Origin of the sequence: Marinobacterium sp. xm-m-383 (assembly GCF_013283255.1) — a bacterium.
Lineage (GTDB): Bacteria > Pseudomonadota > Gammaproteobacteria > Pseudomonadales > Balneatricaceae > Marinobacterium_E.
In genome coordinates this window covers 89,508-107,304 of the sequence record NZ_WBYT01000005.1, presented here as the reverse complement: position 1 = coordinate 107,304, position 17,797 = coordinate 89,508, and the positions used below count along the sequence as shown (strand labels likewise).

Annotated in this window: 16 protein-coding genes and 1 other RNA gene; 3 read left to right on the top strand and 14 right to left on the bottom strand. The window is 49.9% G+C overall.

Going from position 1 to position 17,797, the window contains the following annotated elements; translation table 11 throughout:
• Position 1: 1 nt before the first annotated feature.
• The 12 genes from murF to XMM383_RS09390 form a co-directional block, all read right to left on the bottom strand.
• Positions 2–1,363 carry a UDP-N-acetylmuramoyl-tripeptide--D-alanyl-D-alanine ligase gene (murF, locus tag XMM383_RS09445; protein ID WP_173481279.1) on the bottom strand — a complete coding sequence of 454 codons (1,362 nt, stop codon included), beginning with the start codon at positions 1,361–1,363 and terminating at the stop codon, positions 2–4.
• The gene (locus tag XMM383_RS09440; RefSeq protein ID WP_254443123.1) at positions 1,360–2,853 is read right to left on the bottom strand and encodes a UDP-N-acetylmuramoyl-L-alanyl-D-glutamate--2,6-diaminopimelate ligase; all 1,494 of its coding nucleotides are present in this window, start codon (positions 2,851–2,853) and stop codon (positions 1,360–1,362) included. Before XMM383_RS09440 ends, murF begins: the two co-directional genes overlap by 4 nt.
• Positions 2,850–4,559 carry a penicillin-binding protein 2 gene (locus XMM383_RS09435; protein WP_173494854.1) on the bottom strand — a complete coding sequence of 570 codons (1,710 nt, stop codon included), beginning with the start codon at positions 4,557–4,559 and terminating at the stop codon, positions 2,850–2,852. Before XMM383_RS09435 ends, XMM383_RS09440 begins: the two co-directional genes overlap by 4 nt.
• Positions 4,552–4,842 (bottom strand): cell division protein FtsL, encoded by a 291-nt coding sequence (gene ftsL / locus XMM383_RS09430; RefSeq protein WP_173481281.1) that lies wholly within the window; start codon positions 4,840–4,842, stop codon positions 4,552–4,554. Before ftsL ends, XMM383_RS09435 begins: the two co-directional genes overlap by 8 nt.
• Before the next feature lie 74 nt (positions 4,843–4,916).
• Positions 4,917–5,855, bottom strand: a complete 939-nt coding sequence (gene rsmH, locus XMM383_RS09425; RefSeq protein ID WP_173481282.1) for a 16S rRNA (cytosine(1402)-N(4))-methyltransferase RsmH — start codon at positions 5,853–5,855, stop codon at positions 4,917–4,919.
• An 11-nt stretch (positions 5,856–5,866) separates the two neighbouring features.
• Positions 5,867–6,322, bottom strand: coding sequence for a division/cell wall cluster transcriptional repressor MraZ (gene mraZ, locus XMM383_RS09420; RefSeq protein ID WP_173494853.1), 456 nt, complete (start codon positions 6,320–6,322; stop codon positions 5,867–5,869).
• Positions 6,323–6,665: 343 nt separating this feature from the next.
• Positions 6,666–7,622, bottom strand: coding sequence for a D-2-hydroxyacid dehydrogenase (locus XMM383_RS09415; RefSeq protein ID WP_173494852.1), 957 nt, complete (start codon positions 7,620–7,622; stop codon positions 6,666–6,668).
• Between the two features lie 9 nt (positions 7,623–7,631).
• The gene (locus XMM383_RS09410; protein ID WP_371744233.1) at positions 7,632–8,609 is read right to left on the bottom strand and encodes a 2-hydroxyacid dehydrogenase; all 978 of its coding nucleotides are present in this window, start codon (positions 8,607–8,609) and stop codon (positions 7,632–7,634) included.
• 79 nt (positions 8,610–8,688) lie between these two features.
• A complete protein-coding gene (locus XMM383_RS09405) occupies positions 8,689–10,431 on the bottom strand; it encodes an alpha-amylase family glycosyl hydrolase (RefSeq protein WP_173494850.1) in 1,743 nt (580 codons plus the stop codon).
• A gap of 2 nt (positions 10,432–10,433) precedes the next feature.
• Positions 10,434–11,660 carry a glycosyl transferase gene (locus XMM383_RS09400; RefSeq protein WP_173481286.1) on the bottom strand — a complete coding sequence of 409 codons (1,227 nt, stop codon included), beginning with the start codon at positions 11,658–11,660 and terminating at the stop codon, positions 10,434–10,436.
• Positions 11,661–11,674: 14 nt separating this feature from the next.
• A complete protein-coding gene (locus XMM383_RS09395; RefSeq protein WP_173481287.1) occupies positions 11,675–12,499 on the bottom strand; it encodes a mannosyl-3-phosphoglycerate phosphatase in 825 nt (274 codons plus the stop codon).
• A 184-nt stretch (positions 12,500–12,683) separates the two neighbouring features.
• The gene (locus tag XMM383_RS09390; RefSeq protein ID WP_173483069.1) at positions 12,684–13,592 is read right to left on the bottom strand and encodes a homocysteine S-methyltransferase family protein; all 909 of its coding nucleotides are present in this window, start codon (positions 13,590–13,592) and stop codon (positions 12,684–12,686) included.
• Between the two features lie 135 nt (positions 13,593–13,727).
• On the opposite strand from XMM383_RS09390, the gene XMM383_RS09385 reads away from it, so the two are divergent.
• Positions 13,728–14,192: a cytochrome c gene (locus XMM383_RS09385; protein ID WP_173481289.1), complete on the top strand. Its 465-nt coding sequence runs from the start codon at positions 13,728–13,730 to the stop codon at positions 14,190–14,192.
• A 53-nt stretch (positions 14,193–14,245) separates the two neighbouring features.
• Here the strand turns inward: XMM383_RS09385 and rnpB are convergent.
• Positions 14,246–14,596, bottom strand: an RNA gene (gene rnpB / locus XMM383_RS09380) — RNase P RNA component class A.
• Between the two features lie 32 nt (positions 14,597–14,628).
• Complete coding sequence (rsmI, locus tag XMM383_RS09375) at positions 14,629–15,456, bottom strand: 16S rRNA (cytidine(1402)-2'-O)-methyltransferase (protein ID WP_173483070.1); 828 nt, start codon at positions 15,454–15,456, stop codon at positions 14,629–14,631.
• A gap of 42 nt (positions 15,457–15,498) precedes the next feature.
• Here rsmI and XMM383_RS09370 point away from each other — a divergent pair, with 42 nt between their 5' ends.
• Positions 15,499–17,400, top strand: a complete 1,902-nt coding sequence (locus XMM383_RS09370; RefSeq protein ID WP_173494849.1) for a penicillin-binding protein activator — start codon at positions 15,499–15,501, stop codon at positions 17,398–17,400.
• A 26-nt stretch (positions 17,401–17,426) separates the two neighbouring features.
• Complete coding sequence (locus XMM383_RS09365) at positions 17,427–17,792, top strand: YraN family protein (protein ID WP_173494848.1); 366 nt, start codon at positions 17,427–17,429, stop codon at positions 17,790–17,792.
• Positions 17,793–17,797: the final 5 nt, after the last annotated feature.

Genomic DNA, 17,797 nt, shown 5'->3' with positions numbered 1-17,797 from the left:
ACTATTTTTCCATCTCTATTAGTGCATCGACGACACGATCCATCGCTGCACTTCGTGAACCTTTAACCAGCAGAGCACCCTCTTTAGGCAGGTTATGTGTTAACTCAGTAATCAATTCATCACGCGAAGCGAAATGACTCGCCCCTTCGCCGAAAGCTGACACCGCATTGGCCATCAGAGGACCCGTTGCCATCAGACGATCAACCCCCTGCTGCTTGGCATAACGACCGATCTCTGAATGAAGCGCCTCCGCGTCAGCACCCAACTCGGCCATATCTCCGAGGACAAGCAGGTGCTCGCCATCCAGAGTCATCAGAGTATCGATGGCGGCTTTAACGGCGGAAGGGCTAGCGTTGTAGGAGTCATCAATCAATGCAAGAGAGGGCTTGAGTGAATGAACCTGCAGGCGCCCCTTGAACCCTGTGTAGTTTTGCAGCGGTTTGATTGCGCTGGCAATGGGCTGACCCGAAGCGACCCAAGCAGCAAGGGCTGCAAGCGCATTGAAGACCATGTGACGCCCCATAACAGAGAGCTGAACAGCGTATTGATTGCCTTGATATGTCAGAGTAAATCCAAAGCAACCCTGGTCATTCACTCTCAGATTCGTTGCGGATAACTCTGCCGATTCATTCAAACCAAAACCGATCCAGCGCTTATTCAAACGATCCAGCTTATCTGTCCAAACCTGGGCATGCGGATCATCTAAATTAACGATTCCGACTCCGCTCTCAACGAGGCCGTTATAGATCTCTGACTTAGCCTGCACGATATTCTCAAGGCTACCGAACCCCTCTACATGGGCTTCCATTGCATTGTTAAGAATGGCGATATTTGGCTGAGTCAGTGCAGCGGTGTAATCGATCTCACCGACTGCGCTAGCACCCAATTCAATCACTGCAAACTGATGCTCGGGTGAGAGCTCAAGCAGGGTCAGTGGTGCACCAATGTCATTATTCAAATTGCCCTGAGTAGCCAAAGTGGGCGCCAGCGAGGAGAACATCAATGCGAGCATCTCTTTAACACTGGTTTTACCGGCACTTCCTGTCACAGCAACCAACTGACCAGAAAATTGCTGACGATTCAGTGCACCCAGTTGTCCCAATGCTATTCGGGGATCGGCTACGACTAGCTGAGCAATAGGCAGCTCGAGTGGATGATCGACAACAGCGGCCGATGCACCTTGCTGACTAACCTGTTCAACGAACGCATGAGCATCAAATCGCTCTCCTTTTAGAGCGACGAAGAGATCACCCGAACAGGCTTTGCGACTGTCAGTAATCACACGTTCAATCTTTGTATCTGAACCTTTAAGTTCAGCGTTTAATACGGCCGCAAGCTCTATCAGAGAGTAATCGCGCATCATAGTGTGACACCTCCTCTCAATGCTGACAGAGCCTGTTTTTGATCTGAGAAGGGCAGGCGTTCGCCATTGATCTCTTGATAATCTTCGTGACCTTTACCGGCGATCAAAACGATGTCGTTAACCGATGCCTGAGCAATAATCTGATCAATCGCATCGGCACGACCGATCACTTCAAAGACAGGCTTAACGCCAGCAAAACCTTGCATCACTTCATCAATAATCGCTTGAGGGTTTTCGGTGCGAGGGTTGTCACTGGTCACCCAAATCCGATCCGCCAACTGCTCGGCAATGGCTGCCATCATTGGGCGTTTTCCACGATCACGGTCACCGCCGCAGCCAAACAGAGTCAGCAATTCGCCACCGGCCAAATGCTCTCGACAGGCGGTTAGCGCTTTCTCTAACGCATCCGGCGTGTGGGCATAATCAACGATGACACAAGGCTCGGTTGCGTTAGAGACTACTTCCATACGACCCGGCACCGGCTGAACTTTAGAGACAGATCGCTCTACATCACTTAGGTCATAACCCAGCATCGCCGCTGCACCAATCACCAGAGTCAGATTGGAGAGGTTAAAGCTACCCATCAGTGGTGCGTCTACCCTGATGGTTTGATCCATCATCTCTAGCGTAAATGAGAGTCCTTTGGCACTAAACTTAGGGTCGTACGAAGCGACATCCGCTGATTTCGATGTCGTAGAGAAGCTTAAGCGCCTTGCGTCGGTTGGCCTATTTAACAAAGTTACCGCGTACTCATCATCGGCATTAATCAATTGCAGCGGTGCCCCATAGGCGTCAAACAACTTCGCTTTGGCGGCGGCATAAGCTTCCATCGAACCGTGGTAGTCCAGGTGGTCACGTGACAGGTTGGTGTAGGCCACTAAATCAAAGGCTAGCTGATCGATTCGCCCCTGATCAATGGCGTGGCTCGACACCTCCATCACTACGCTGTCAGCGCCCGCTTCAAGCAACTCAGCCAGAGTTCTTTGCAAGGCAATCGGATCCAGCGTGGTATGACTAGAGACCTTAAGATCGTCTAAAAAGCCAATACCAATTGTGCCCAACATAGCGGCTCGACGGCCCAATTGTGAGAGCAGTTGAACGAGGAAGTGAGCACAGGAAGTTTTACCGTTGGTACCGGTAATACCGACCAGCGTCATCGAACGAGAGGGTGATCGGTAAAAGCGATCAGCCAACTGAGCCAAAGAGCAGATCTCAGGCTGCCAAGCGATCACCTCGACATTCAGTTTTTCAGCTAACTCAGATGCCTCAGCTGCCGTACCCTGCAATATAACCGCTTTAGCGCCCTTGTTAACGGCCTGCTCAGCGAAATCGCATGCACTGTAGTTGGCACCCGAACGCGCCACAAACAGAGAGCCGGTCTGATCTTCACGACTGTCTTGCGATAGTCGCGTAACAGAAACCTCAGAGCTCCTTAGGCCAAATGGCATTAGGAGTTCATTAAGATTCCACTGCATTGATAACTGGGTCATTTTGAGGCCACCTGCATACTTGCCTCTTCCCAGTTATCGGGTGGGATATTCATTAAGCGCAGCACACCGCCCATCACTCGTGAAAAGACGGGCGCAGCAACCGCACCGCCGTAATACTCTTGGCCTTTAGGATTATCGACCATCACCACCATGACAATTCGAGGATCACTGATCGGTGCGATGCCGGCAAATACTGAGACATAGGCATCTTCTGCGTAACCGCCAGCAACGGCTTTGTGAGCTGTACCCGTCTTACCCCCAACACGGTAGCCGGTCACTGCGGCCTGTTTAGCCGTACCAATTGGCGTAACAACCGTTTCCATCATGCCAAGCACCTGGGTAGCCACCTCGGCTGGCATCACGCGCTCACCCTTGGGCTTTTCGTCCAACTTGTAAAGTGATACAGGCAGTTTGACGCCCCGATTCGCGAAGGGAATGTACGATTGAGCTAACTGCAGCGGCGTCACCGATAGACCATATCCGTAGGACAAGGTCGCACGTTCTACCTCTTGACGTTCACTTAGGAAAGGCAGCACACCTGAGCGCTCGCCTGGAAAACCGGTATTGGTGGGCTGACCCAGTCCCATGTTAAACATCAGGTTACGAACCGCGTCACTCTCCATCGATAGCGCCAGCTTAACGACACCGACGTTACTCGATTTGGTGATGATGCCTGTCATATCCAATTCACCGTAATTACGGTGGTCACGAATGGATGAACCTCGAACTCGGATATAACCTGGGGAGGTATCGATCACATCTTCAAACTGGTAATCGCCACTCATTAAGGCGGCGGCAACTGTGATCGGCTTCATCGTTGAGCCCGGTTCAAAAATATCGGTAACTGCACGATTACGCAGCCCGTTAGGGTTTAAATTTCGGCGATCGTTCGGGTTGTAAGAGGGCTGATTAACTAGGGCCAATACCTCACCAGTACGAGCATCGAGAATAACTGCCGATGCCGAATCGGCCTTATGCGTCTGAACCGCGTCTTTGAGCTCACGGTAGGCTAAATACTGTAAACGCAGATCGATACTAAGCGCTAAATCTTCACCAGGATCTGCCTCCTGCAGAGATTTTAGGTGCTTGATGGTGCGTCCCTTGCGATCCTGCAGAACCAGCGCTCGGCCAGGTTCGCCATGCAGCATCTCATCAAAGGCCAACTCAAAGCCCTCTTGCCCTTTTCCGTCCACATTAGTGAACCCAACTAAGTGAGTTGACACTTCGCCGGTCGGGTAGAAGCGACGGAAGGTTTGATCGACATGGATGCCTCGAATATTGAGATCATTCACATGCTCTGCCAATTCAGGCGTCACCTGTCGTTTAAGGTACATGAAGCGGCGTGATGGATTCTCTTTTAGAGAGTTGAGTAGTGATTGCGGGTTAAGACTCAACAGACGAGCCAACTGAGGCAAGTTTGAATTTTGTAGATCAGTCTCTTTAGGGTCAGCCCAAATGGTCGCCACCGGTGCACTGACCGCCAAGGGGTCACCATGGCGATCGGTAATCAAGCCGCGATGCGCAGGCGTTAAGCGAGTGCGAAGCGATCGAGCATCACCCTGCTTCTGCAGAAACGCCTGCTCCGCTGTATAGAGCGACACCATCTTAGCGACAATCACACCAGAGATTAGCACGAGCGCAATGAAGACCAACCACAGCCGCCAGCCTTTTGCCGCTTGAGTCTGTACCACCTCTTCGTTACTCATCGATCGCCAGCCTAATCTCATTAGCTTTAGGCATCTTCATGCCTAAGCGCTGCTCTGCCAACACTTCAACTCGGTTGTTTGCGCCCCAAGCCGACTGCTCTAGCAACAGCTGCCCCCACTCAATGCGTAGCTCGTCACTTTGACGCACCAGGACCTGATGCTGATTGAACAGACGACGGTAGTCGTAAGCGGTGTAGATCACCGCCAAGGCTGAGATAAAGATGAAAGCAATCAATAAAAAGCCAGAGACCAGAGGTGCAAAAAGCTGACCAAGTTCTAACATGGGCAGCTCTTTAGTTTGTTGCTTTGGCTTCTGCTTTATGGCCAGCCTATCCTTGAAGGGTATAGAGAATGGGATCATTTGAGTTTCTCCGCTATTCTCATCACCGCACTTCGGGAGCGTGGGTTATCAGACACCTCATCCTTGCCCGCTTTGACCGCCTTACCAATCGCCTTCAGCCGTTGATTCAACATATCCTGCGTAACCGGTATACCTGCAGGAAGATGCTCATCCCCTTTCACATAAGTACGAATAAAGCGCTTAACAATTCGATCTTCTAACGAGTGGAAACTGATGACTGCAAGACGCCCACCAACAGCAAGCACCTCTAGGGATTGATCAAGAACCTGCTCAACATCTTCAAGCTCTTTATTGATATGAATTCGAATCCCCTGAAAGGCACGAGTCGCTGGGTTCTTGCCTTTCTCCCATTTAGGGTTAGCTTCTGCAATGATCGAGGACAAACGAGCCGTTGTGGTTATAGGCTCTATCTCTCGCTCACGAACAACCGCCGCCGCCATGCGACGACCAAACTTCTCTTCGCCATAGGTAAATAGAACATCGGCGATCTCTTTTTCAGAGGCACGATTGATCCAGTCCGCGGCACTCTCGCCAGACGTTGTATCCATCCGCATATCTAATGGACCATCATTCTGGAAGCTGAAGCCACGCTTGGGATCGTCCAGCTGCGGTGAGCTAACACCCAGATCCATCAAAACGCCAGAAATCTTGCCCGTTAAACCACGCGCTTCGATAAAGGATTGAAGTCGTGAGAACGAGCCATGCTCAATTGAGAAACGCGGCTCATCCGCAAAACGTTGATGAGCAAAAGCGATCGCCTCAGGGTCTTTATCGATAGCAATTAAACGACCCTCTTCATTCAATCTCTCTAACACCAACGCACTGTGGCCGCCACGACCAAAGGTGCAATCGACATAAATTCCAGCTGGATCTTGCACCAGCGCGTCGACCGCTTCGTTTAGAAGGACTGTGATGTGCTTGAAAGAGTCACTCATTGAGTCACCCCCTAAAGCGAAAGCGTTTGAAGATCATCTGGCAGAGCGCTCGACTCATCGGTCTCAGCCAGGTATTGATCTCGAGCGTCTAACCACTGGTCTTCGCTCCAGATCTCAAATTTGCGGCCCTGACCAAGAAGCACCAACTTCTTGTCCATCTGCGCATATTCACGAAGGGGTTGTGGTAATAGAAAACGGCCGTTCGCATCCAGCTCAAGATCAGTAGCATGACCTATCAACAGACGCTGGATGCGGCGGGCCGCGGGGTTAAAGCTTGGTAGAGACTCAATCTTCTTCTCAATGGTTTCCCACTCCGGTAACGGATAGAGAAGTAGACAGCGAGTTTCTGTATCGATGGTAACTACTAACTGGTTCTCGCAGCAGTCTGCAATTTGGTCGCGATAGCGCGCAGGCAATGCCATGCGCCCCTTCGCATCCAAATTGATTTTGTTGACCCCACGGAACATTCGTTACCACTCCTATCTGTGAATCTCTTGAGTTGCGACTTAAATCGCCACTCACGCGAAGAGCCGGCTCCCCCACCATTTCTCCACTATGACCCACTTTAACCCACTTTTTACCACTCCACGCCACTATAGCCCCACACAAGCTGCAATGCAACTTCAAAAAAGTGGATATAAATTCATCTATTAGGGGTGTAAAAGCGGGGCGGTAGTAGAAATATCGCGCGTAATAAGAGAGCGGGTGACAGGCTAAAGCCAGTCGCCGGTGCAAGAAAATAACTACGGAGTGACGGTGTCAGGCCTTCAGCCTGACATCCGCCATGAGAACATCTTCCAGAGAGGAGAATCAGTTCACCAAATTGCTTGGCTCACCTTTGTGAAAATTATCGATATGACCGATCAACTGATCCCATAAAGTCTGCATCGCCTCTTCACTTGCCCAGGCAACATGAGGTGTCACTATGACATTTGGCCTGGTGAGGATAGCGTGAAACGGGTGGTCGTCGTTGATCGGCTCAGAGGTTAAGCAGTCGAAGCCCGCTGCTGCAATCTGCTGACTGTTTATCGCTTCAACTAACGCCTGTTCATCCACCAAACCACCCCGACCAGCATTGATCAGAATAGGTTGTCGAGACATCTGCGCAAACTCATCCGCACCAATCAATCCGCGCGTTTCCGGGGTCAGCGGGCAGTGAAGTGAGATCACATCACTTTGAGCTAGAAATTGATCGAAGGGGGTATAACCCTCAGGCGGGTTCTGTTCACCTTTACGTCCAGAATAGAGAACCTTCATGCCAAGTGCCGAGCAGAGACGCCCCAGAGCGCTACCCAATGCACCCCGACCGACGATTCCCATGGTTGTACCAGCAAGGTCTTTGATCGGGTGGTTAAAAAAGCAGAACTGCTGAGCTCTCTGCCACTCACCATCAATAACATCTTGGCGATAACCAACAATGGAACGACGCAGTGCAAACATAAGGGCTAACACATGCTCAGGGACGGTATTAGTCGCATAGCCACGAACATTCACCACACTAACCCCATGGGCACGAGCAGCTTCCACATCAATCACGTCATAACCTGTCGCAGCAACGGCAATCAACTTTAAGTCAGGCAGTTGCTCAAACGCCTCGGCACGAATAGGCACCTTATTAGAGATCGCAATCTGGGCGCCACGCAGACGCTCGACCACTTCAGCCTGCGCTGTACGATCGTACTCAATCCAATCATGGGCAAAACTTGGCTTCGTTATTGAGACCGTCGGACCAAGCGTTGATCGATCAAGAAAAACGGTTTTTATCATGGGTTACCTTCAAACAAGCTGGTTCTCACAAGAGGCGTTTTGCTCCAGACAGGTTAGATTGTTCGCCGTTGTCTGAGCAATGTTAGTTAATGCCTCTTCGGTCAAAAAGGCCTGATGCCCGGTCACTATCACATTGGGAAAGGTCATCAAGCGCATCAGATCGTCATCCGCAATGACCCGATTAGACTGATCTTCAAAGAAGAGATCCGCCTCCTCTTCATAAACATCGATAGCTAGACCCGACAACCCACCCTGTTTAAGTGCATTGATAACCGCCTTGGTATCGACCAGACCTCCACGAGAGGTATTGATCAACATAGCCTTAGGTTTCATCAGTGCCAATGCACGCTCACTAATCAGATGATGCGTCTGAGCCGTGAGCGGACAGTGCAAGGATATAAAATCTGATTGTTCCAGCAAGCTATCAAGCTCTACGTACTCAACGCCCTGCTCGATTAGATCTTGAGAGGGATTAGGATCATAGGCTAACAGACGACAGTCAAAGCCCCTCATAATTTGGCAGAAGACTGAACCAATATTACCGGTGCCGACTACCCCAACCGTCTTGCGATGAATATCACGCCCCACCAAGCCATCCAGCAAAAAGTTACCCTCTCGCACTCTATTGTAGGCTTTGTGAACGTGTCGATTGAGTGTCATCAGAAGCGTTAAAGCATGCTCGGCTACCGCATATGGCGAATAGGCCGGCACTCGTACAACCGATAAACCAAGCCGTTTAGCAGCATCTAGATGGACGTTGTTATAACCCGCGCAACGAAGCGCCACTGTTTTAACGCTGAGCTCTGCCAGCCTCTCAAGACAAGACTCATCCAACTGATCATTGACGAACACGACAACAGCATCGAAACCGGCCGCCAACTCGGCAGTTTTTCGATTAAGGTGTACCTCTTCAAACATCACCTCATGACCTGAAGCCTCAAAGGCGTCGATCAGGTAACTCTTCTCATCTTTTCTAGCACTAAACACTATGGCTTTCATTGGCACCATCGCTCTACTCAACCCCTAATAGGTCAAGCTTATGCGATGTGCCAAATAACTGAAAGAATTAGGCTGGTTTATTGGTCAACCAAAGATATTGATAGGGGCGCAGTGTCACTTGTGCCAGCCGGTCATCAAACACCTCTCCACTAACGAGATCTGTCCACTCATCGGTGATCACCAGGTTCAACTGCGACAAATTAAAGGTCTGCGGCTCATTGGTGATGTTATAGACGGCAAAAATACTCTGGGAGCGATTGATACTTTGACGCCAGAAGGCAAACAGCGATTCCCCTGTGTGCAAGGTGTACATGGTCGCGTTGGGGTGAAAGGCCGGCTGCTTGCGACGAACCTTCAGCAGAGCCTGCATCGCTTCGAACACCTTTTTGTGATGGGTCTCTGCAGAGAGCTGTTGTTCCAATCGATCAGCATCCCACACATGACGATTGATCGACCTAAAGCTACCCGTGTGCTCGATGCGTTCGACATCATTTTCTGTCGCTAACAATGAATGAATGTAGAAAGCCGGAACACCCTCGAGCGCCATCATTACTGCTGCTGCACAGATAAAGCGTGCAAACTGAAGCCCATCAGGACCCGACTGATGCGTGCCAGCCATAGCATTCCAAAGGCTAATATTGATCTCATAAGGCTTGGAGTTTCCTTCGGCGTCCGTTCGACAACTGACTCGACCACCAAACCTCTGCATGGTGCCAATTAGGTTGTCGATCTCCCATTCGCTCAGCAGCCCTTCAGTCGGTCGCAAGCCAACACCATCATGTGACGCGATAAAGTTGAGATAGGTTGTGCCATATTGGGCAGGAGGCATAGTCATCAACCACTGCTTCAAATGAGTGCAATCACCTGTCACCAGGGTATTAATCAGTAACGGAGGGAGGGAAAAGTTATAAATCAGATGCGCTTCATTAGCGTTACCAAAGTAGGTGAGGTTTTCCGAGTTGGGAATATTGGTCTCGGTAATGATGACGGCGTCCGGTGAGTGGTGCTCTATGAGCAGTCGTAGCAGCCGTATCACCTCATGAGTCTCTGGCAAGTTGATACTGCTGGTGCCAGGCACCTTCCACAAAAAAGCCACCGCATCGAGGCGGAACCAACGTATCCCCTGCTCCAGATAGAGATGTATGATCGAGAGAATCTCTAGCAGCAGATCTGGATTAGTAAAATCTAGATCGACCTGATCATGACTAAATGTGCACCAAACGTGCTTCTCGCCATTCACAGTACGTACCTCTTTAAGAAGAGGCGAAGTTCTGGGGCGAACCACCTGCGACAGATCCCATTCAGGCTCGGCTTCAAAAAAGTAGCCAGCCCCAGGATCGACCCCTTTTTTGTAGTTCTCAAACCAGAGGCTGCGACTTGAGCAGTGATTGATGACCAGGTCACCCATAACCTTAAAAGATTGGGTCATGGAACGGATATCAGACCAATCTCCACAGCTGGGATTGACCGTGGTGTAGTCCATAACACTGAAGCCATCATCGGAACTGAATGGAAAAAAAGGCAGCAGATGAACCACCGAGATGCTCTCTGAAAGACGACTCTTTACAAAGTCATTCAATGTCTTAAGGGGCACTTCAGCCTCTTTCCTAAGCGAGTCAGCATAAGTGATCAGCATGACATCGGACTGATCCCATATATTGCGATGTGGTTCAGGAGAGGGGGTATCCACCGAGATCTTCATAACCTTTAGACACTGCCGGGTCAGCTCATGAACATCCTTATCAGGGAAGAGTGCCGTTAGATGTGCGGCTACGCGTTGCTCAAGCGGAGTGTGGTTTAGTATCACCATGATCAACCCTCCCCAAATTCGCTCATATCCGCTTCGACCGCATCTAAAATCATCTGCTGCACATCTGGGCAGGCACTGATCACGCGGTTCCAGCTTGGTACAAAGGGGGTCTCCATTGGATGATCCAAGAAGTGAGTTCCCGCCTTCATAATGTTCTGAGCGAACAGCTCAACAGCCTGCTCCTCGTGATGAACGTCTAACTTCAAACCGTTGATCAAAGCATCGTTTCGATAGGTCTCTACAAAATCGAGAGCAATCCGGAAGTAGGTCGCTTTAATGGTTCGGAAGGTCTCTTGATTAAAGACAATGCCATTGGTCGCCAACTTTCTGAACACCGCTTTGGTAATGTCGATCGACATCTTAGAGAGTCCGGCATTCTCATTATCGAGCGAGATATCCTGATGTTTGTGATCGTAGATGTCGGCAATATCAACCTGACAGAGGCGGTTGTTGGAGTAGTTGCGAGTCATCTCACTTAATACGCCAATCTCCAGACCCCAATCGGATGGGATACGAATATCATTCATCACATCGCGTCTGAACGAAAACTCGCCCGCCAAGGGGTAGCGATAACTGTCTAGATACTCCAGATAATCGAGAGGCCCACACACTTTCTTCAGTGCTCTTAACAGCGGGGTAACCAACAATCGACTGACACGACCATTAATCTTGCCGTCAGCCACCCGCGCATAGAACCCCTTACAGAACTCGTAGTTGAAGTTGGGGTTGGCAACCGGGTAGATAAGTCGCGCCAGCAGAGAACGATCGTAGGTCAAAATATCACAGTCGTGCATTGCCACAGACTCGGCAACACCCGATGCCAATACATAACCCATGCAGAACCAAACATTCCGCCCCTTACCGGGTTGATCGGGGGATAGCTGATGACTTTGCAAAATCTCATCAACGGCACGCAGACGTGGGCCATCATTCCAGAGCACTTTGGTATTTTGTGGAAGATCGGAGAAAAATTTTAAGGCATCACGGTACTGCTGTTCATCGGCCCTATCTAGACCGATCACGATCTGTGACAGGTAGGGGACCTGCTTTAGATGCTCAAGAATATTGGGCATCGCTTCGGTCTCCAACTCCGAGTAGAGACAGGGTAGGATCAACCCCATTGGCCGCTGCTTAGAGAACTCCATCAACTCTGATTCAAGCGCTTCAACCGGTCTATCTGACAAATTATGCAGCGTTGTAATGATACCGTTTTGATAAAAATCGCCCATGAAATACTCCTAAATTAAAATGCATCGGGGAATCGATCAGTGATCAAGGCCTTAACCGCTTGATACCAACCCTCTGGCCCGCAAAGATCTGTTTGAATCACCTCACCTGAGGCATTAATAACTGGAAAGCTATGAACGGGAGATCGAACCTGTATGGCAATATCCGCCATCTCAAGCATCGCGCGATCGTTCTCACCATCACCCAGCGCAACACTCTCGACACTACTGTTCCAAAGCGTTTTATACTGATCGATCAACCACGCAAGAGAGAGCGCTTTTGATACTTCACCTTGCAGGTGGACAAAACGCCCCCCTTTAACGACTTGGATACCCACCTTCGCTAGAGATAGCGCAAAACGTTGAAGCTGCTCTTCAGAGTCTCTCCAGACCAGGGGTTCGCTGAAGTTCCTATCCAGAGCTAACTGAGCCCGTTCAAGCGAGAGCCCGGTCAAAGCAGCCATCTCATCAGCAGAGACCTCCGACAGACCATAGAAGTTGAACTGCGATCTGAAAGGCTCAACTCGTGACAAAATTTCAGAGCGTGTCAGACCAAGATTGATGACGTTAAACCCGAGGTGCTCTTGCATCTCCCAATCAGCTGCTAACTGACTCCCCTTGGGCAGATAAATAGCTCCACCGTTCTCGACACTGAAGGGGTGTGAGTTGGCCAACTGGCTTCGCAGCGCAATCAACTCAGGTGCTGTTTTACTGGTATTGAAAATCCAAGGGATATTCAGCCGATTTAATAGCGGAAAGAGTGTGTCCGCGGGCGCGGCACTATAGGTGTAGTGATCTAGAAGGGTTCCATCCAGATCGGTAGAGAGCAGTAGTCGACTCATAACAGTTCATCTAAGTATTCGTTATGAAGCTACTGCAAACAGGGTACCAGAAATTATAAACCTTTGTTTTTATAGGATAAAATATAAACAGATTGAGAGTACGCACCAAAAATGCACAGTCAATGGGCAGAGTTATGCACCATGATGGTGCGCACCTAACGACCGCCTAGTGGCTTAGTAGCGATTAGGGTTTCAGGATCTGTGAGACCGGCACCAACTGCGCACCCTGAAGAGAGAGCAACTCGGCCGTCTGCTGCATGTGCTTGGGAGAGATCGCGCAACAACCACCGATTAACCGAGCACCCGTTTCAAACCAATCCAGCGCCAGTTCGGCATACTGATGCGGGGTAAGATCTTTACGCTCCATCAACTCGGCGACCGAGTTACCAGCAGCCAGGGGCTCAACAGATGAGAAGCCATTAGCGTAGGCACCAAAGGGTTTGTGATGGTCAGCGATCTGTTTCAATGCTGCAGGCACCTCCTCGGGTGCAGAGCAGTTGATCCAGTACCCATTGGGATCAAACTCTTTCACAGCGGTTAAGAGATCTTCTATCGACTCCCCTGATCTCAACAGACCATTGGGTTCAACACGGATACCAAGAGTAAAAGGCTTACCGGTCTCTTGTGCCGCCCGGCATGCAGCACGCGCTTCAGTGGAGTTGCTCATCGTTTCGATCATTAACAGATCAACCTCTGGCTGCAGCGCACAGATCAATCGAAACTCATCTAACAGGCTTTGGTAGCTGCGTGGCGGATTGGGTAAATAGCTCCCCTCAATCGGAGCCAACACACCTGCAATATCAAAATGAGTGTCAGAGGATTCACGAATGGATTCTAGCGTTTTGCTGGCCAAGCTGTAGATGGACTCAATAGGATGAGTGACACCCGCTCGCTTGAGACGAGTTGGGGTCGCGGTGTAGGTATTTAGACAGAGTGTTCTCGCACCAGCATTAAGATAATCCGAGTGCACCTGACGAACAATATCAGGCTGGTTCATCATAACTTCGACAGACCAGAGAGCGTGACGTGGCTTGCCCGCACGCTGAAAGATCTCCTGACCTACACCACCATCCAAAAAACCAACGTTAACCAAAACCCTAACACCTATTGTTAAATTATCTGCCTGAACGGCTACGCATGAGGTATCGTATACGGCACAAAAGCTAAACGGGTTGCTACCCTAGCGAAATTTGTAATCTATGAATAGAGCTCAATTCAGGCAAATGACATGAACAGAAAAATATCCATCATCACGATCGGTTTACTGGCAATGATCGGTTTATCCGTTTTGGGTTACCAACACTACACCCAAGAGACCGATGGGAAGTATTTTAGAGAGTGGCATTCGCTTCGTACTGACAGCTTTAAGGAGGTACGGCGTAATTTTTCACCACTGGACGATATGGCCAAAGAGCGAATCTCTTTTCAGCCAGAGCTGATCAAGAAGTATTCGGCCAATCTAGTCAAAGCGACACAGCCCTTAGCTTCCCAGTTTGAACCTAAAGCCCCCTGGGGTGATGCTAATGCATCGATCTGGAGCGAGGGTTCTGAATTTCAATCGATGATGGCGGAGTTTGTTGCAACCACCGAGCAACTTTCAGAAGAGACTCCAAACGATCTGAAGCGTTTTCAAGACACACTGCACAGCCTTAGAAACCAGTGCATAGAGTGCCATAAAAAATATAAAGATTAGGCGGTAGTGACCAATAAAAAGGCCGCTCTATTTGAGAGCGGCCTTTTTGGTATTGGGTGAGTCTTTCGATAAGCCGGGTTCTGTCGTGGACAGTCATTCATCTAGGATTAGGATCACTCCTAACCTCCAGCGACCTACCCGGACCTAGCGTGGGCCACGCCTAACAGGTCCCTATTTGGTCTTGCTCCGAGTGGGGTTTACCATCGCCGTGGAGTGTTGCCACCCACGCGGTGCGCTCTTACCGCACCTTTTCAACCTTACCGGCGCCGAAGCGCTTAGGCGGTATACTTTCTGCTGCACTTTCCGTCGGCTCACGCCGCCCAGACGTTATCTGGCACTTTGCCCTATGGAGCCCGGACTTTCCTCCCCTCTGCAAGCAGAGCGGCGACTGTCTAAAAGACTCAGAGTGAAGCATAGCACGCTTCGAAACGGCCCCCTAGGAAATTAGCTGCTGATAGAGCTCTTTTTTTCCAACACCCGTGATCTCAGAAGTGATGGCAGCGGCCTTTTTGGGAGGCAGTTCAGCAGCCAATAAATTGAGTACGCGAAGAGTCTCTTCATTCAAAGAGCCCTCCTCTTTGACAGCCCCTTCAACCATCACAACGAACTCACCACGTTGCTGGTTAGCGTCAGCCAACATCCACTCAATCAGCTCTGCAATGGGTGCTGAGTGGATAGTCTCAAACGTCTTTGTGATCTCTCGAGCTACGCCCACCATTCGCTGATCACCAAAGACGCTCTGCATATCTTTTAGGGAGTCGACGATGCGGTGGGTCGATTCATAAAAAATCAGCGTCTCTTCACGATCAGACAACTGCTCTAACGCTTTGACTCGAGCACCCGTTTTAGCTGGTAGAAAGCCGATAAATGAGAAGCGATCAGAAGGCATGCCAGAGGCACTTAAAGCGGCAACAAAGGCACAACACCCAGGAATCGGTGAGACGGCATAACCAGCCTCCTTAACGGCCCGCACCAGAACAAAGCCGGGATCCGAAATGAGCGGAGTTCCCGCATCAGACACTAGAGCAACACTCTTTCCAGCCGCCAACTGATCAATAATCAATCCCGCGCGTTGGCGCTCATTGTGATCATGTACTGATATCAAGTTCGCTTTAATGTTAAAGTGCTGCAGAAGCTTTCCTGTATGGCGAGTATCCTCAGCCGCAACAAGGTCGACATCGGTTAACACTTGCTGCGCACGAGGCGTAAAGTCCGCAAGATTTCCAATGGGCGTTGCCACAACATACAGGGTAGGCAAAGACATATGATATCCATCCGATTTGAGTTACAGGGTGTGGACTATAACATGAGCAACGCATTGAAGTTGTTAGGAAGAAGCGCAATATTAGCTTTACTAGTGGCAGGCTGTACTCCGCAACTAGAAAAACCAACCGTCGTCGATAAAACACCGGATTCGCCAAAGCAGGCAAGCACGGCCGCAGACATTTTGCTACAAGCGATCAATGCTCGTGGTGATCAAGCAGCGGTACTTCGCCTTAAAGCCGCTAACCTGCTATTTGATCAGCAACGTTACAAAGAGGCGGCGAACAGTCTGTCAGTCATCAACCTAGCAGGCATCAACAGTAATAACGCCTTTAACGTCGTTCAATTAGAGGCAAAAGCCTACCTTAAGCTGGGTGATAGTGGGTCAGCGCTGAACCGCTTAACGGATCAAAACCTTCCTACACTTAACAGCGAACAGCGTGTTGAGATCGCACTGCTCAAAGCAGACATTTTCGAACAGCAAAACAACCCGCTCAGTGCCGTTTTATCTCTGAGTGAACTTAACGAGCTTTCGCTCGATCAACAGCAGAGTATCAACGACCAAATCTGGGCACTGATTAACCAAGTCGATAATGAAACCTTGGTTGCGGCCAACTTCTCAAACTATGGATTTGTTACCCAAGGGTGGATTGAACTCGCACTGCAGCTTGCTCCAATAAACGATTTAACAGCCCAACGTGAAGTCGCCTCACAATGGCGAACACTCTGGGACAAGCACCCAGCAAGTAATACGCCACCCGCAGCTCTCGCGTCTCTTCTCGATGGTGATGTTATCTCTGCCAAACGTATCCTAATTGCCCTACCCTTCAGCGGCCCCTTGGCTGAGCCGGCTCGAATCATTTCAGAGGGCGTTATTGCTGCGCTTAAATCGCGCTCACAACGTGGGTTTGAGGCGCCTGAGTTAGTGAGCCTTGATACAGAGGGTGCCAGTGCTGAGAGCATCATCGCCTATACAATAGAGCAGCAAGCCGACCTAGTGATTGGGCCATTGCGCGGTAAATTGATTGATGAACTGGGAAATAACGGCAAGCTTCCAGTCCCTTTTATCACCTTTAACCGAACTGACCGTTTGACTGACAACCTATTTCAACTCGATTTAGGTTCGGACCAAGAGATCAAACAGGTTGTCACCAGAGCCACTCTAGAAGGACACAAACGCTTTGCACTGATCACCCCAGCCGCGGCATGGGGCGCTCGTTTAGCGGATGATTTCAGACAGAACCTAGAATCTAGCGGCGCAGAAGCCGTTGCCGAATTGAGTTATGAGCTGAATGGCGATCTATCCAGTCAGGTCAGCCAACTGCTCAATACGGATCAAAGTACTGAGCGATACAACGCGATTAAAAAACTATTAGGCGAGTCGCTGGAGTTTGATGAGCGTCCAAGACGCGATATTGATGCCATTCTGCTGGCCGCTCAACCACAGGATGCACGTCAACTGACTCCCATGCTCGCATTCCATTTTGCTGGTGATTACCCCATTTATGCGACTTCCCACCACTTTGAAGGCAACTTCAATGAGACAAGGGACGTCGACCTTAATCGCATCCAATTCCCAGACCAACCCTGGTTACTTCAGCCAACGACAGCTTTGAACCTCTCATTAGCACTCGAGAGACCCGACAGCGCGAGTCGACTTGGACGCCTCTACGCACTGGGTTCAGACGCGGTCAAAGTCTACCCCTTCCTAAGTCAGCTAAAGAGTTCACCAGAGCTAACGGTGCAAGGGGAGACAGGCCGATTAAGCCTAGACCCATCAGGCCGATTTAATCGTCAGCTACTTTGGGCACAATTTGATCAAGGTATACCTGTTTTATTGGGCGAACCACAGATACCTGAAACCAAGCCCTTAAAGAGTGACCCTTCGGAGGAGCCTCAGCCAGAGACTATCAACATGCAGACTCAAGAGGTTCAGCTAAACTAAGTTCATAACCACTCAAGGATGAGACTATGAACCGCAAAACCATCGGCAACCAGGGCGAACAGATCGCTGAGCAGTATCTTCGTAAACAGGGTCTAAAATATCTAAACCGAAACGTAAATTACCGTTTTGGGGAGATTGATCTTGTTATGCTTGACTCCGATACGATTGCTTTTATTGAAGTAAGAGTCCGATCCAACCCACATTATGGGTCGGGCGCCGAGAGCGTCACGGCCAGCAAACAGCGAAAACTGATTAAAGCGGCACATCTCTGGATCGGCCAAAATAGACGTTATGCAAACCACAACTTTAGATTTGATGTCATTTCTCTCACTACAGGGGGCGAGATAGGCAACTGTCTATGGTATAAAGATGCCTTTAGACCCGATAGCTAGTAGTC